At 61.3% G+C, this 15,806-nt stretch carries 11 protein-coding genes and 2 pseudogenes; 4 read left to right on the top strand and 9 right to left on the bottom strand.

Translation table 11 applies throughout. The features are described 5' to 3' along the window. Positions 1 to 109 precede the first annotated feature (109 nt). Positions 110 to 1,516, top strand: a complete 1,407-nt coding sequence (locus tag OKW43_RS24405) for an MFS transporter (protein WP_187633073.1) — start codon at positions 110 to 112, stop codon at positions 1,514 to 1,516. Positions 1,517 to 2,527: 1,011 nt separating this feature from the next. Here OKW43_RS24405 and OKW43_RS24400 read toward each other — a convergent pair. The 3 genes from OKW43_RS24400 to OKW43_RS24390 are packed head-to-tail and all read right to left on the bottom strand — an operon-like array spanning position 2,528 to position 5,959. Beyond that, positions 2,528 to 3,298 (bottom strand): SDR family NAD(P)-dependent oxidoreductase, encoded by a 771-nt coding sequence (locus tag OKW43_RS24400; protein WP_187633072.1) that lies wholly within the window; start codon positions 3,296 to 3,298, stop codon positions 2,528 to 2,530. Beyond that, the gene (locus OKW43_RS24395) at positions 3,295 to 4,977 is read right to left on the bottom strand and encodes a flavin-containing monooxygenase (protein ID WP_187633071.1); all 1,683 of its coding nucleotides are present in this window, start codon (positions 4,975 to 4,977) and stop codon (positions 3,295 to 3,297) included. The genes OKW43_RS24400 and OKW43_RS24395 overlap by 4 nt, the downstream gene beginning before the upstream one ends. A gap of 49 nt (positions 4,978 to 5,026) precedes the next feature. Continuing rightward, positions 5,027 to 5,959 (bottom strand): alpha/beta hydrolase, encoded by a 933-nt coding sequence (locus tag OKW43_RS24390; RefSeq protein WP_187633070.1) that lies wholly within the window; start codon positions 5,957 to 5,959, stop codon positions 5,027 to 5,029. A gap of 217 nt (positions 5,960 to 6,176) precedes the next feature. On the opposite strand from OKW43_RS24390, the gene OKW43_RS24385 reads away from it, so the two are divergent. After that, a complete protein-coding gene (locus OKW43_RS24385; protein ID WP_187633069.1) occupies positions 6,177 to 7,904 on the top strand; it encodes an N-acyl-D-amino-acid deacylase family protein in 1,728 nt (575 codons plus the stop codon). 416 nt (positions 7,905 to 8,320) lie between these two features. Here OKW43_RS24385 and OKW43_RS24380 read toward each other — a convergent pair whose 3' ends face one another. After that, positions 8,321 to 8,884 (bottom strand): IclR family transcriptional regulator, encoded by a 564-nt coding sequence (locus tag OKW43_RS24380; protein ID WP_312892491.1) that lies wholly within the window; start codon positions 8,882 to 8,884, stop codon positions 8,321 to 8,323. A 45-nt stretch (positions 8,885 to 8,929) separates the two neighbouring features. Next, positions 8,930 to 9,076: pseudogene (locus tag OKW43_RS24375) on the bottom strand (helix-turn-helix domain-containing protein); the annotation flags it as partial. 455 nt (positions 9,077 to 9,531) lie between these two features. Here OKW43_RS24375 and OKW43_RS24370 point away from each other — a divergent pair. After that, positions 9,532 to 10,419 carry an IclR family transcriptional regulator gene (locus tag OKW43_RS24370; protein ID WP_187633067.1) on the top strand — a complete coding sequence of 296 codons (888 nt, stop codon included), beginning with the start codon at positions 9,532 to 9,534 and terminating at the stop codon, positions 10,417 to 10,419. A 166-nt stretch (positions 10,420 to 10,585) separates the two neighbouring features. On the opposite strand, the gene OKW43_RS24365 is transcribed toward OKW43_RS24370, so the two are convergent. After that, complete coding sequence (locus OKW43_RS24365) at positions 10,586 to 10,723, bottom strand: hypothetical protein (protein ID WP_187633066.1); 138 nt, start codon at positions 10,721 to 10,723, stop codon at positions 10,586 to 10,588. Between the two features lie 29 nt (positions 10,724 to 10,752). On the opposite strand from OKW43_RS24365, the pseudogene OKW43_RS24360 reads away from it, so the two are divergent. Beyond that, positions 10,753 to 11,690 (top strand): annotated as a pseudogene (locus OKW43_RS24360) (IS5 family transposase); the annotation flags it as partial. 2 nt (positions 11,691 to 11,692) lie between these two features. Here the strand turns inward: OKW43_RS24360 and glcF are convergent. The 3 genes from glcF to glcD are packed head-to-tail and all read right to left on the bottom strand — an operon-like array spanning position 11,693 to position 15,583. Beyond that, a complete protein-coding gene (gene glcF, locus OKW43_RS24355) occupies positions 11,693 to 13,003 on the bottom strand; it encodes a glycolate oxidase subunit GlcF (protein ID WP_429450342.1) in 1,311 nt (436 codons plus the stop codon). Between the two features lie 13 nt (positions 13,004 to 13,016). Continuing rightward, positions 13,017 to 14,084, bottom strand: coding sequence for a glycolate oxidase subunit GlcE (gene glcE, locus OKW43_RS24350; protein WP_187633065.1), 1,068 nt, complete (start codon positions 14,082 to 14,084; stop codon positions 13,017 to 13,019). Further along, the gene (gene glcD / locus OKW43_RS24345) at positions 14,084 to 15,583 is read right to left on the bottom strand and encodes a glycolate oxidase subunit GlcD (RefSeq protein ID WP_187633064.1); all 1,500 of its coding nucleotides are present in this window, start codon (positions 15,581 to 15,583) and stop codon (positions 14,084 to 14,086) included. Before glcD ends, glcE begins: the two co-directional genes overlap by 1 nt. Between the last annotated feature and the right edge of the window lie 223 nt (positions 15,584 to 15,806).

Genomic DNA, 15,806 nt, shown 5'->3' with positions numbered 1-15,806 from the left:
TATCGCGTTTTATGAGTGGGAAATTTTTCGCGCTGCGGGACGCAAATCCCTGCTGCCGGTGCGCCAAATTCAAGCCACGAAACAATAACCGTTGAGCTCGGAGGAGACGATGAAAGATTCGACGCATACCTTACCCGCCGGCAGTCCGGTCGACAGCCCGCTCTCACACGCATCGTCAGGCGGCACCGTGCTTGACAGCGCCTACTCCTGGTACGCCCTGTTCATCATGGCTGTAGCTTGCGCGCTGTCCTATATTGATCGCCAACTGCTGAATCTGCTTGTCGATCCTGTTCGCCACTCACTGCAGATAACCGATACTCAAGTAAGCCTGGTGCAGGGCGCGGCGTTCGTCTCGGCCTATCTGATTGCCGTTCCGATCTACGGACGCCTTGCCGACACCACGAATCGTCGCAACGTTCTTGTGGCTGGCATTTGCGCGTGGAGTGTTTTTACCGCGCTATGCGGACGCGCTGAAAGCTATGGAGAGCTGTTCGCCTTTCGCTTTTTCGTCGGGGCTAGCGAGGCTTGCATCATTCCTGTTTGTTACTCTCTGATTGCGGATTATTTCTCCGCCCAACGGATGCCGCGCGCGGTAAGCCTCTTCCACGTCGCGCCGCTGGTTGGTAGCGGGGTCTCGCTGGTTGTCGGCGGCCTTGTTTTCGCCTTGGCGAACAACGTGCGCACCCTACTACCCATCCTGAACACGCTCGCCGTATGGCAAATGGCGTTCGTCCTGATCGGTCTACCAGGCTTGCTGGTTGCCGCCGTCGTCTTCTTAACCGTGCGTGAGCCCACTCGCTCGCAGACAACTCATCCGAAGGCCGCGGACCGGCCTTACACGGTCCGCGAAACGGCGACATTCATCTGGACGCGTCGCGGATTCTACGTGCGGTTCTACCTAAGCATCGGTATGTTCGCAATTGTGATTCTGGGCTTGCCCGCGTGGCTGCCTACGTTTCTTATTCGCGTTCACGGCGCGGCACGGGCTACCATCGGTTTCCAATTTGGGGTGGTGGTAATCATCTGCGCCACCGTCGGTATCTTGATCGGGCCGTGGATCAGCTCTGCGATTTTCGAAAAGCGTGGCCGCAGTGACGCATTGCTGCGTACGGCGGCATGGTCCATGATCGCTGCGGCGATCTGCTGCGCCGCGGTGCCATTCACGCCGGATGTGACGAGTACTCTGGCGGTGACGGCTGCCGCAGTCTTTTTCTTCAGCCTTCCGACCGGCATCATGCCAACCACCATACAACTGGCCACCCCGAGTCGCATGCGGGGCACCGTCGGGGCGTTTTACACCTTCTCAAGTCAATCAATCGGATTCGGCCTGGGCCCGACATCCATCGCGCTCATGACGGACAAAGTCTTCCAGGATCCGAAGATGGTCGGATCTTCGATCGCGATCGTCTGTCCGATCGCATCGGTCATTGCGTGCTGGTTGCTGTTCTCGAGCTTGAAGCATTATCGCAGGCTGCTCGAAGAGCGGAAAGCAAATGGGGCGCTGAACGCTGCTTAGTCATTCAGATTTGAGGAAAAGATTGTCGCAGCGCTGCGCGGCATTGCCGCCCTCGCGTATTCGATAAGAGATACTTTGTTGTATCTGCGGGGCGCGTAACGGTGACGTACACGCAGTTGGTCGCATTGTTCGACGTTCTACCGCTCGCACAGTCCGTCGAGAACTACGAGGTTCGAATGCCGGGGCGCTTCCGGGCTGGCAAGGCGTCAGCGTATTTCGCGCGGGCCGAACTCGACCGCAGAAGAGTGTTGATCGCTTTCATTGATGATCACCGGTCGGATGAATCGTGCAGAGCCTATCAGCACAGTGCTGTCGATCGCTCGGTTGACGTTCTACCCGTCTTCGTCCCGATCGCGGAGCCACGTCGACTGGCACGACGGTCAGTGCGATGCGCTGTTCTGCCATCTTGGCTTCACTATCAACTGTCGCACGACGGATTGCTGACGGGAGGGTATTGAACCGGGCAAGCACGAACCTCGTGTCGAATGCGCCTGAGCGGGCGCTGCATGGAGAGCGACCATGCTGAAGGCAACAAGTGCATTGAACCGGGCCGCGGAACGCGTTAGGTATATGTTCGGTACCCCTAGCTGCTGGCAGAAGCGGGCATCGCGCGCCGAGGGGCAGCGTCGTGCGTGATTCCTACGATCTCACGGGCCGAAGAGAGATCCACCGGGCAGAGCCGGAGCCACTTACCATAAGCATTCGCTGGAGGGCCGATTGCAGCATAACCCCAGAAAAAACGTCTCGGGGATTGCCGGTGCGCTTTAAGAGAGACCGCTGCGGATTGCGGTCATCGTGCTTGTATTCAAGGTAACGTACCCGCCGATACGCCGCTTTATGGTCGATTGCTGATGTTGCAGCCGCGCCCGCTCAGTCCGGCGAACGTAGGCTGCGGATCCTCCGTCCGTCGTTCATGTCGCCGTAAGCCGCCCGTACCGTCGATACGAGCATGATCGGTGGTTTGCTGATGCCACGCCTCCTTCGTTGCTCTTGCCGGTACTTGTTGTCGGGTCAGGAGGCGGACATGCCGCCATCGATCGCGATCACCTGACCTGTGACTGTCTTCGATTCGTCCGATGCCAGCCAAACGGCCATCGTCGCGACCTCCTCCGGCTCGGTTAGGCCGAGCAGTTGACGCTCGCAGGTCTTGTTAAGCAGATCTGGCTGGGTCTGCAGCAGGCTCTTAACCCTCTCGGTCATTGTTACGGCGGGGGCCAGCGCGTTGACGCGGATGCGGTGCGGAGCGTATTCCACTGCCATCGAACGCGTGATGGCCGAAATGCCGCCCTTGGCCGCCGTGTAGGCGTCCTTGCCGCGGGTCCCCACCAATGAGAAGACCGAGCTGCTATTAATTACCGACCCGCCGCCGTTGCGCATCAACGCCGCGATCCCGTATTTGCATGTCACCCACGTGCCAAACAGATCGAGACGAATCGCGCGCCAGAATTCATCGACCGGACAATCAGTAACCTGCGCATCGACGGAGGTGGATCCACCGGCGTTGTTGTAGAGCACGTCGAGACGCCCCCAGTGCGCGGTTGCGGCCATGATCGAGGTGCGCACACTGTCTTCATTCGTCACGTCGGTATTGACGTAGAAAGCCTGACCGCCCGTGGCCTGGATAGCGTCCGCGCAACTGAGCCCCAACGCTTCATTGAATTCGGCGATTACCACGCGCGCGCCTTCAAGAGCAAAGCGCTGCGCGGCGGCGCGACCAATTCCGCTGCCGGCGCCCGTAATGTAGGCAACTTTGCCGGCCAGCCGTGCTTGTGCGACCGTCATACGGCACCTCCCGCAAGACCCGCCGCTGCGATTCGCGATGCGGCCTTATCCGCCATACCCGTCGCAGTTGTCTCACGGGTCAGCACGAATCCGAGATAGCCCGCAGCGGCAACCTCCTCGCACTTCTTTCGGTAATTGCCATGTCCGCCAAGGTAGGGTAGGAAGAGTTGCGGCTTGCCGGGCACATTGGCGCCGCGATACCAAGAATTTGCTTTTTCGTAGAGCGTGCGCGACACGACGTCTTGCACATGCTGCATCCAGTTCTCTTCGGCGCCCTTGTCGGCATCGATCCGAGTGATACGGTTTGCGCGCAGATAGGTCATGCAGTCCGCGATCCAATCGACGTGCTGCTCGATGCTCATGGCCATGTTGGCCAGCGGGCCCGGGCTGCCGGGGCCGGTGACGGTAAAAAGGTTGGGAAATCCTTGCGCGACCAGCCCCAAATAGGTCTTGGCACCAGCAGCCCACTTATCGGAGAGCTTGCGACCGCCGACACCGCGCACGTCGATGTGCGACAGCGCACCAGTGAAAGCGTCGTAGCCGGTGGCGTAGATCAGCATATCGAGTTCAATCAGTCCCTCGCTGGTCTCGACGCCCTTAGGAACGATGCGAACGATGGGGGTGGACTTCAAATCGACCAGTGATACGTCGTCGCGATTGAAGACGCTATAGTAGGTGTCACTGAGACAGGGACGCTTGGTGCCGAAAGGGAAACCATAGGGCAGCAGCTTCCGGGAGGTCTCCGGATCCTTGACAATCTCGCGGATCTTGCTGCGGATAAACTCAGCCACCATTTCGTTGGATTCGTCGTTGGCGAGAATGTCACCGTAGCATTGGCGGAACCCAAGCAATTGGCTGTTGATCCACGCGTTCTCGAACTTGGCACGGCGTTCCTCCGGCGTAGCGTCCAGCGCGGACTCGTTCGCCATTGGTGCCGGAATGCCGAAGCGCGTGATACGGCTCAAGCTGCGGCGCTCCGCATACGTAGCGCGCGCGCGCTGGCGCATCTCGGGTGTGAGCGGGTGGTTCTTGGCCGGCACGACGAATACCGCGGTGCGCTGGAACACCGTGAGATGTTTGCACTTACCGGCCAAGGAGTGGACCACCTGGACGCCCGAGGAGCCGGTGCCTATCACTCCGATGCGTTTTCCCTCGTAGGTGGGTTCTTGCCGCGGCCAGCGGCCGGTGTGGTATGCCTCGCCCCTGAAGGTCTCAATGCCGGGTATTTCTGGCGGCTTGGGCACTGAAAGTCCTCCCGTGGCTGGCACCAGGAAGCGGGCTTTCCGAGTCTTGCCATCTGAAGTGCGCACAAGCCAGAGGTTGTCCGCTTCGATAAATTCAGCCGCCTCCACGCGGGTGTTGAACTGAATCTGCTGACGCAGCTTGAACCGGTCGGCCACGTGCTCCAGATAAGCCATCAGTTCCTGCGCCGACGGATACCGCTGGCTCCATTCCCATTCGTCCTGCAGCTCGGACGAGAACGAATATGAATAATCCCAGCATTCCAGATCGACGCGGGCGCCAGGGTAGTGGTTCCAGTACCACGTGCCGCCAATGCCGTCGCCGGCCTCGAATGCCTGCACCGAAAAACCTGCATCGCGCAGGCGCTTAATGGCATAAAGCCCTGCAAAGCCGGCGCCGATGACTACGGCGTCGACGATTTTGACTTCTTGACTCATCAGGCTACTCCTGGATCGGAAGTGAAGAGGTAAGCCGCTAAATGCGGGTTCATGCTGCGGCTGTAAGCTGTCGAAGTTGCCCGCAAACGAATTGCAGGCCATCACGGCTGCCGGGCAGTAAGCCCAACATCATCAGAAAACCATGCATTTGTTGCGGCGCGCGCCAATGGTGGACGACCACACCGGCCGCTTTCAGCCGTTGTGCGTACTCCTCGCCCTCGTCGCGCAGCACGTCGTGCTCGGCGGTGAGGACGATGGCCTCGGGCAGGCCGGAAAGATCGGCTTCGCGGCACGGGGATGCCAAACTAGAAAGCCGCTCGGACGGGTCGGGCAAGTAGTGCGACCAGTACCACTGCATGGTGTCGCGGTTTGTTAGCAATTGGTTGTCGCGATCGACATAGGACGGTCGGTCGAATCGGCAATCGGTGACCGGGTAGATCAGGAGCTGACCGGCCAACGCGGGGCCGCCTAGTCGCCGCGTTTGCAACGTCACGGCAATGGCAAGGTTGGCCCCGGCGCTGTCCCCACCGACAACCAGCGTCAGCTCGGATCCCAGGAGTGTCGCGCGAGATGCGTGCAGCCAGGCGACAGCCGTACACGCGTCATTCACCGGGCCGGGAAATCGGTGTTCGGGCGCCTTGCGATATTCGACCAGAGCCACCGCCACATCGGCGCCCACCGCGATTTCGCGGCACAACGCGTCGAATTCCTCGACACTGCCAACGACCCAGCCGCCGCCATGAAAATACACCAGCAAAGCGCGTGGCGTTGCGCTCGGAACGAACAGACGGCAGGGCAGGGCCGCACCTTCCACGGGGATCTTCAGGTCGCGCACAGTGCGCACGTACGGGCCGAGCGCGACGATGGAGCGCAAACCGCTAAAGGCGGCGCGGGCCTCCTCTGGCGTCATCAGATGGCGTGGCTTGGTATTGCTGGCGGCAACCCTGTCGAGGAAGGTCCGAGTTTCAGCGTCGAGGCTCATCGGTTTGTCTCCGCATAGGCTTTGTCTTGTTCCTATTAGCGAGCAAACCGCACAGGAATCCAATAGGACCCGTGGCTCTGTCCCGTACTTTGGAACGAGTCTGATTGCGTCGGAGTATGGCTTTGAAGTACGGAACGATGCGCTGTCGCATGTTGTCTGTCGCCTGTGTGCTGCCGAAGATGTCGCTTTGAGTGTTGCACACGAAAGGAGACAAGTGATGTCAACCGAATTCGACGTGGTGATACGTGGTGGCACGGTGATCGACGGTACCGGCGGCCCGTCCCGCGAGGCCGACGTAGCAGTTAAGGATGGGAAGATTGCGTTCATTGGTACGGTGTCACAGCGCGGGCGCGAGGAAATAGATGCGCGCGGGCTGATTGTGACTCCCGGATTTGTCGACATCCATACCCACTATGACGGCCAGGTGACCTGGGAGAATCGGTTGATCCCTTCGTCGAGTCACGGTGTCACCACCGTCGTCACGGGAAATTGCGGCGTGGGCTTTGCTCCATGCCGTCCGCACGAACGTGAAACCCTTGTGCGCGTGATGGAGGGGGTGGAGGACATCCCCGAAGTAGTAATGACGGCGGGTATTCCCTGGAACTGGGAAACCTTCCCCGAGTACCTTGACTCGTTGGAACAACGCCACTTCGACATCGACGTCGCCACTCAGGTGGGGCATAGCCCTGTACGCGTCTATGTCATGGGCGAGCGTGGAGAAATGGGGCAGCCCGCCTCGCCCGAGGAAATGAGTCAGATGTCGGCGATCGTCCGTGATGCCATTCGTGCTGGCGCCTTCGGAGTCAGCACTTCGCAGCATGAAGGGCATCGCACGGTCGAGGGTCAGCTGGCACCCTCAATCAAGGCGAAGGAGGACGAGTTGGTCGCATTGGCTGCCGGCCTGCGTCAGGCCGGCAGCGGAGTGTTCCAACTGCTTACCGATGGCTTCTTCGGTGGCAGTACCGCACAGGACATCATGCGCCTGATTCGCAAGCTGGCGACGGCATCGGGGCGGCCGGTAAGCTATTCCCTGGTGCACAAGACTGAGAGCCGTGAATTGCCTGACCAGTTGCTCGCACTTACGCGTGAGGCGCGAGATCAGGGCTTGCCCATCAAAGCGCAGGTGTTCCCGCGTCCAGTCGGACTGTTGTTCGGATTGGGGCTGTCGCTGCATCCCTTCCGTTTCCATCCTAGCTACATGGCGATTCACGAACTGCCGCTGGCGCAACGGGTCGCCGAAATGCGCAAGCCCGAGCGCCGCAAGGCCATCCTCGCGGAGCAGCCCACACATTCGAATCCGCACTATGTGCGCCTGGTGTCGAACTTTGAGGTTTCGTTCCCGTTGGGCAATCCGCCGAATTATGAACCGGGGCCGGGCCACACGCTGAACGACATCGCGCAAGCGGCCGGCACAACCGCTGCCGAGGTCGCCTACGACTTGCTATTGCAAGATGAGGGCAACGCCCTGATGCTGAACCCGGCGTCTAACCTGGTCGAAGGAAACCTGGAAGCGGTGCGCAAGATGATCACCGACGAAAATACGCTGATCGCCCTCGGCGACGGTGGCGCGCACTATGGCATGGTTTGTGACTCCAGCTATCCGACGACCCTGCTGGCGTATTGGACCCGCGACCGCGCATCGGGGCGGGTTGCGCTCGAATGGGCCATAAAGCGCCTGACGAGCGACAATGCAAAGGCGATTGGAATGACTGATCGCGGCGAACTGAAGGAAGGGCTCAAGGCTGACATCAACGTGATTGATTACCAAAGATTGACGTTGTACGCACCGAAGCCGGTATTCGATTTGCCTGCGGGCGGCCGCCGCCTGGTGCAGACGGCAGATGGCTACGTGGCAACGCTTGTGGCCGGACAAGTGACTTACCGCAATGGCGAGCACACGGGCGCGCTGCCCGGGCGCCTGCAACGTAACCGCAAGTCGCCCTGACGTACATTGCCTGTCGGGCAGCGGCAGATTACCGGGAGGCGGCGCATGCATTCCCGGCCCCCACACGTCGATCCGCCGATGCGGCGCTGAGCTTCCGGGCTATTGGACTCCGCACCGGCGCTGCGAATACACATGAACTGCTTTAAGCGGTCGGGAATCAGCCGGGAGGGCGATATTTGGGGCCGACCGCTCTGTTGGACTCGAGAGCGTCATTACCGAAGTGGGGCGATGCAGACGACCGCCCAAGAAGATGTCCGGTCCCAAGTGCGGGAGCCGCGAACCCAGCATCCCGCGCAAGCTTTGGTGTTCCCCTTCGCTCCAGGCTGCGGGTTACGGCTAGTGGTCGCCGTCGTAGGCTTTCGGGACAGAGGAAATGAGGATCTCGTACTCAGCGGAGCCGCGTATAAAACGGCAGGTCAGGGCTCTGCATCCACATTGCGCAGTAGCGTCGTTATTTCCCGGGCGGCGCTCTTGAGTTCCGGCGCAATGCAGTTGCGGATCGCCGCAATGTCCAACGCCAGTCCTGCCCCGCCACAACTCATCGCCATCAGCGTCTCGGACCGTCCAACTCGCACTGGCAGTGCGATGCCGTAGGCATTGCGCTGATATTCACCCACGGTGATGCACGCGCCGGTGGAATCTATCTGGTCAAAGTCTCGTTTGATTCGCTGCCACAGGTCATCAGCCTCCGGACCGGCGGCCTCTAACAGGGCCTGCATGTAGCGTCGTCGTTCGGATGCGGGCAACGCCCAGAGCCAAGCTCTCCCGATTGCTGTACGCCCCATGGGAAGCAACGAGCCTACTTCGAGCCGCAGCGTGGAGATCTGCGCGCTGGTGCGGCAGGCGATATAGAGCATATCGAGTCTGTCGGGCACTGCAAGTGCCACGGTCACGTTGAGCCGATCGGCAAGGCGTTGCATGAATGGATGGACGCGCTGCGTGACGGGGTTACTTCTCGCATAATCGGTGCCGATGCTCAAGCCGCCAACCGATAACTCGAGTGCCCGCCCCCCCGAGACGCGGCGTAAGTAGCCTAGTTTAACCAACGTAATCGTGAGGCGTGACACACTAGAGCGCGATAGGCCCGTGCGTCGCACGAGTTCAGCGTTGGTAAGCGGCGTCCTCTCGGCGCGGAAGGCGCGCAGCAAATCCAACCCGCGCTTCAGCGTCATAGTGGCGGGTATAGGGGAATCAGACATCGCTCTTCCTGGTTCGTCAATGCGATCCACGCTGCGCGGGACGTACACGGCTGATTGGTGCGCCGGAAGGAAATCCGGATAGAACAACGGGCTGCAACGGGTGTCAGCGTCTAAAAGTATACGCCATCCGCTGCCCACCGTTTGTGCAGAAAACTCCATTCAAAGTACGGAAAAGATCGTGCTTTCTCCTTTTCGGCAGCGGGCAACGTCGACTTAATAGAGGTAATGATGTCGCTCTACGAAAGACATCAATAGGACGGCCAACCCGCCCCTAAACTGCGCGTCAACTTTCGGTCGGGAGGAGTCCCTTGGCTTCGCTTTGCGGCGAAAAGCACCGGCTGCCTCCGCACGGTCTTACCCGACTCGCTCACGGTGCGGAGGCTGGCACAAACTTGATCTATGAGACAAAGCAGAAGTTAGGAGATCCAATGGGGCATCCATCTTTCGCCGTGCGGCCAAGAGGCCACCACAGCCATTTCAAAACGGGCGATTCCGGGCCGAGGCCGCCGCAACATGCGCGGGAAGGCGATAGCGACACGATGGTTTTGCCGCTGGCGCGGGGTCTGGCGGTTTTGGCGGCCGTCGGGCGGGAACAGCTTTGGAAAGGCAACAAGGAGATCGCGCTGCTAACCGGTCTAGCGCCTCCGACTGTCTCGCGCCTACTGCGCTCCCTGACGGCGCTCGGTTATGTGCAACATGATGCTGCACGGCGCAAATACCGCTTGGCGGCAGCTGCACTGGGATTAGGGTACGGGGCTATTGCGGACGGCGAAATACAGAGTGTGGCCGGTGAGGAAATGCGCAGGTTCGCTGAAACTACAGATACCTATGTGACGCTGGGCAAGCGCGATAGACTCGACGTGGTGGTCGTGGAGAGTTTTTTGGGGGGCCATGCGATGCTCGCGCTGGACATGATGCCCGGCACGCGGATGAGCCTCGCCGCCTCGGTCGCGGGGGCAGCGTTGTTGGCGGCGCTGCCGGAGCAAGAGCGCGCTTATTTGCAGGAAACGTTGGCGCGCAGGGCAGGGCGTGACTGGACTGCCCAGCGACGGCGCATCGCGGAAAAAATCTCCCAAGTGCATCATATCGGGTTTTGCATTTCGCCCGGCGAATGGGTGCCGGAACTAAGTTCGGCGAGTACGCCGATTCTCATTCCGGGGCGCCCGCCTTGGGTGCTCTCGTGCATAGGCCGCACTTCGCGGATCCCGCGCGTGCGCCTAGAGCGCGAGATAGGCCCACAACTGGCCCTGATCGCGCAACTGTTACAGGAAAAATTGGCCGTGCATCTTGGTCATCACGCGCTCGATGGAAGTTGAATACGTTGCCCGGACTCAACCCCGCCAGAGCAATGGCTTCGTCGAAGCCATCAAGCGTCTGCTCGAGCCACCCAACGCAAGGCACGCAGCTACATGCACTTCGAAACCATCCGAACCGTGCAATTCTTTATCGCGGGCAAACTGGACTTTGTGGCATCGGGCTTATTCAAACTAACTCAGCCAACACCTCTGGGTTGAAACTCGTCAACCCATAGCGATCACTAGCGTGCACTTTGGCCACCCAACGCGGATCGCCGAGCAACGCACGCCCCACCGCAATCATCTCGAACTCCTCGCGCTCCATGCACTGTATCGGTCCATCAAGGCTAGCAGGAAGCAGCCAAACGTGCCGGCTTGATCAAGGCTTCGAGCGTGAAGCGCGTGATTGTGGACACGACGATCATGGAAAAGGCGATTGTCCATCCAACCGATTCGCGTCTGCTCGAGCGGTGTCGCGAACATCTGGTGAAGGCGGCCGCGCGGCATGGCCTGAAACTGCGGCAGAACTACAACCGCGAGGCGCCCCGGCGGGGGCTTCAGATTGGCCGCTACGCTCACGCGCAGCAGTACAAGCGCATGAGGAAAGTACTGCGCACGTTGCGCTCACGCGTTGGACGGGTGATGCGTGATGTGGAGCGACAGGTCGCTCAGGTAGCAGGTTCATACCGCGCAGCCTTGCAAAAGCTGGTGGACCGCACGAAGCGGATCCTGTCGCAGAAGCCGAAGGACAAAAACAAGCTCTATGCGCTGCACGCACCGGAAGTTGAATGTCTGGCGAAAGGCAAAACCGGCACACCGTACGAATTCGGTGTGAAGGTGTCGATCACGACGACCCACAAGGAAGGCCTGGTAGTTGGCATGCGCTCGACGCCAGGCAATCCGTACGACGGTCACACGCTTGCTGAGGCGCTGGAGCAGGCCACAATCCTGTGTGATGCCACGCCGGAAATCGCCATTGTCGACGTGGCTACAAGGGCGTCGCGGTCGACGACGTGAAGATCTACCACCCGGGCTTGCGGCGGGGCGTCACACGCGGATTACGCGCGATGATCAGACGGCGCAATGCAATCGAGCCAGCCATCGGCCACATGAAGGCAGACGGAAAACCCGATCGCGACTGGCTCAAAGGCGCGCTCGGTGATGCGATGCACGCGGTGTTGTGCGGCGCTGGCTACAACCTCCGGATGATCCTCAGGAAGCTGCGGCTTCTTTGCGCCTTCGTTCTCGCCGCTTTTCTCGAGTGCAACAGCGCCGCCGACGCGATGGTGTGATGCTACTGACATGGAAACGAATTGTTCAGGGCCGACTGTGTCAACTCTTTCCCTGGTCGCGCGTGCACTCGGGTGTTTGCGACCCCCAGCGCTTCTTCGACCAGTTCGATCCAGTGACGCACGCGCGTCCTGCCCGCGCGATCCAGATGCATCTGGCAACCGATGTTCGCCGTCGCGATGATGCCCGGCTGTCCGCTTTCGAGCGCGGCCATCTTCTTGTCGCGCAACTTCTGCGCAAGCTCGGGCTGCGTGATCGAATACGTTCCCGCCGAGCCGCAGCACAGATGCGCGTCGGGCACGGCAGAAAGATCGAACCCCAGCCGGGTCAGCACGCTCTCCACCGCGCCCCCAAGCTTTTGCGCATGCTGCAGCGTGCAAGGGCAGTGGAACGCGACGCGCATCGCAATCACGTCGGCGGCGGGCTGCAACGCGTCGAGTGGTTCGGTCGCCAGCACTTCGACGAGATCGCGCGCGAGTGCGCTCACGCGTGCTGCCTTCGTCGCGTAAAGCGGATCGTTGCGCAACAACAGGTGCCCGTATTCCTTCACGAACGCGCCGCAGCCGCTCGCTGTCTGCACGATCGCTTCGACGCCGGCTTCGACGGAGGTCCACCATGCATTGATATTGCGGCGCGCGCGATCGAGGCCCGCGTCCTGCGCGTTCAGGTGATAGTCGGTGGCACCGCAGCAGCCGGCCTCGCGTGCCGGTGTCACGCTGATGCCGAGCCGGTCAAGCACCCGCGCCGCTGCCGCGTTCGTATTCGGCGACAGCGATGGCTGCACGCAGCCTTCGAGCATCAATACGCGCCGCGCGTGACGTGGAGCAGGGCGCGGTTTCGCAGGCACGACGGAACGTGCAGGAACCTTCGCCTGCACACTCGCGGGCAACAGCGGCCGCACCGCGCGACCTGTCTTGAGCAGCGCATCGAACACAGCGGGACGTGAAATCACCGTGCGCAAGCCCTTGCGCGTCAGCCGCTCGCCGATGGGCCGCTCGACCCGGCGCTCGAGCTCGGCACGTCCGATGTCAAGCAAGCGGTGATACGTGACGCCCGACGGACACGTCGTTTCGCAATTGCGGCACGTGAGGCAGCGGTCCAGATGCAGTTGCGTCTTCTCGCTGGCTGGCTCGCCTTCGAGCAGTTGCTTGATCAGATAGATGCGCCCGCGCGGTCCGTCGAGTTCGTTGCCGAGCAGTTGATACGTCGGACACGTCGCATTGCAGAAGCCGCAATGCACGCATGAGCGCAGGATGCTTTCCGCTTCCTCGGCATTGGGCAGGGCTTTCGCGTGGGAGTCGAGATTCGTTTGCATGATCGCGCTCGCTTCAGAGACCGGCGTATAGTCGGCCGGGGTTCAGCACGCCATTCGGATCGAGGCGTCGTTTGAGTTGCTGCTGATAGCGCAGCAGCGGCGCGGCGAGCGGCTGGAACGGCTCGCGCTCGGGCGACGGCGTGAAGCACGTCGCGTGACCGCCCGCCGCGTGCGCGAGTCGGCGAATTTCAGCGGCGGATGCCTCGCTCTTGAGCCAGCGCTGCGCGCCTGCCCAGTCGAGCACGACATCGCCGGGCAACGGCATCAGGGGCGTCGCATTCGGCAGCGATAGACGCCATAACGGACGCATGTCGGCGAAGAACGGCAGCCGATGATCGCGAAGAACATCCCAGAACGCGCAGTCGATCTCTTCGCCGCGGATCCGCTCCACGGCCGACTTCACCGATCCGCCTCCGCCTTCGAGCCGCACGTAGAGCTTGCTGCCGACATAACAGGCGCCGTTCACGGGCAACGCGGCCTTGCGCCATGCGGACAGTTCTCGCATCGCTTCGTCGGCACCGAGCGAGAGCGCGAAGCTGCGGCACTCGCGTGGTTTCGGTAGCACTTTCAGCGACACTTCTGTCAACACGCCAAGCGTCCCAAAGCTGCCCGCGAGCAAACGCGACATGTCGTAGCCGGCGACGTTCTTCATCACCTGGCCGCCGAATCGCAGATGATCGCCGTCGCCCGTGATCACGCGGCAGCCGAGCACGAAGTCGCGCATCGAGCCTGACCACGGGCGGCGCGGACCGGAAAGGCCAGTCGCGACCGCGCCGCCTAGCGTTCCGTTGCCATCGAATAGAGGCGGCTCGCACGGCAGCATCTGATCGGCGTCGTCGAGCACTGCGTTCAGTTCGACGAGCGGCGTTCCGGCGCGCGCGGTGATCACGAGTTCTGTCGGGTCATACGCGACGATGCCGCGATGCGAGCGCGTGTCGAGTTCCTCGCCGCGCACGTCGCGGCCGATAAAACGCTTGCTGTCGCTGCCGCGAATGCGCAACGGCGCGTGTTTGGCAATCGCTCGCTGCACCTGTGCGACGAGGCGCGCGCTATCGTCCATCGAATCGAATTCGCGTCGCATCAGAAGCGCTCCAGCTCGGGAAACGGCAGCTTGCCGCGATGAATATGCATCGCGCCGTGTTCGGCGCAGCGATGCAGTGTGGGAATGTTCTTGCCGGGATTGAGCAAGCCGTCGGGATCGAAGGCGGCCTTCAGCGAATGGAACAGCGTGAGTTCCTCGCTGCTGAACTGCACGCACATCTGATTGATCTTCTCCCGACCTACGCCGTGCTCGCCCGTGATGCTGCCGCCCACTTCGACACATAGTTCGAGAATCTTCGCGCCGAGCGTTTCGGCGCGTTCCATTTCACCGGGCGCGTTGGCGTCGAAGAGAATCAGTGGATGCATGTTGCCGTCGCCGGCATGGAAGACGTTCGCGACGCGCAGGCCATATTCATTCGACAGATCCGTGATGCCGCGCAGCACACGCGCGAGTTCGCGGCGCGGAATCGTACCGTCCATGCAGTAGTAGTCTGGCGAGATGCGGCCGACAGCCGGAAACGCGTTCTTGCGGCCTGCCCAGAAGCGCTGGCGTTCGGCTTCATCCTTCGCGATGCGGATGTCGGTGGCGCCCGCTTCGCGCAGCAACTCGCCGACGCGATCGCAGTCTTCCTGCACGTCGGATTCCGCGCCATCGAGCTCGCACAGCAGGATCGCTTCGGCGTTGACGGGATAACCCGCGTGGATGAAATCTTCGGCGGCGCGGATCGCGAGATTGTCCATCATTTCGAGGCCGCCCGGAATCACACCCGCGCCGATGATTTGCGCGACGGCATCGCCAGCCTTCTCGACATCGTCGAAGCTAGCGAGCAGCACCTTCGCGCTTTGCGGCTTCGTCAACAGCTTCACCGTGACTTCCGTGACGATACCGAGCATGCCTTCGGAACCCGTCAACAGCGCGAGCAGATCGAACCCGGGCGAGTCGAGCGCTTCGGAGCCGATCGTCAGCCGCTCGCCGTCGATGGTCAGCACTTCGAGCTTCAGGATGTTGTGCACGGTCAGGCCGTACTTCAGGCAATGCACGCCGCCGGCGTTCTCGGCGACATTGCCGCCGATCGAGCACGCGATCTGCGACGATGGATCGGGCGCGTAGTAGAGACCGTGAACGGCAGCCGCCTGCGAGATCGCGAGATTGCGCACGCCGGGCTGCACGCGAGCAATCGATGCTTCCGGATCGATGTGCAGAATCTGGTTGAAGCGCGCCATCACGAGCAGGATGCCCTGTTCGAGCGGCAGCGCGCCGCCTGATAGCCCCGTGCCTGCGCCACGCGCGATCATGGGCACCTTGCGCGCGGCCGCGAATTTCAACAGCGCCTGCACCTGCTCGATCGAGTCGGGCAGCGCGACCATCATCGGCGTCGTGCGATACGCGGAGAGGCCGTCGCATTCGAATGGGCGCAGGTCTTCCCTGTCGTGCAGCAGTTGCATCGAAGGCACGAACTGCTGAAGCTCGGCGACCAGCGTGGCTTTGTCGTGCGAGGGAAGGGGGCCGTCGATCCGTTCGTCGTAGGCGTAGCTCATGGGGTGTCTCCGTGGGCGCGCGGTTGTGTTTTTCGCGCCGCTTATCCGTGTAGGTGCCGATTGTTCCCGTTTCATCTTTGCCTGTCGATAGACGGAATAGGTGGTAATACCAGTTTCTTTCATGCGCCGATTGCTGCTGAATCGGGCTAGAGGCACGTGCAGTGACGTAAATGGCGATATCATGACCACAACGCGAAGCCCGCCCATTTCAAGTGGTATTACC

This window comes from Paraburkholderia sp. WC7.3g (assembly GCF_050436345.1).
Lineage (GTDB): Bacteria > Pseudomonadota > Gammaproteobacteria > Burkholderiales > Burkholderiaceae > Paraburkholderia > Paraburkholderia podalyriae.
Note: the sequence above shows the minus strand (reverse complement) of the source record. Positions and strands in the feature narration are given on the sequence as shown.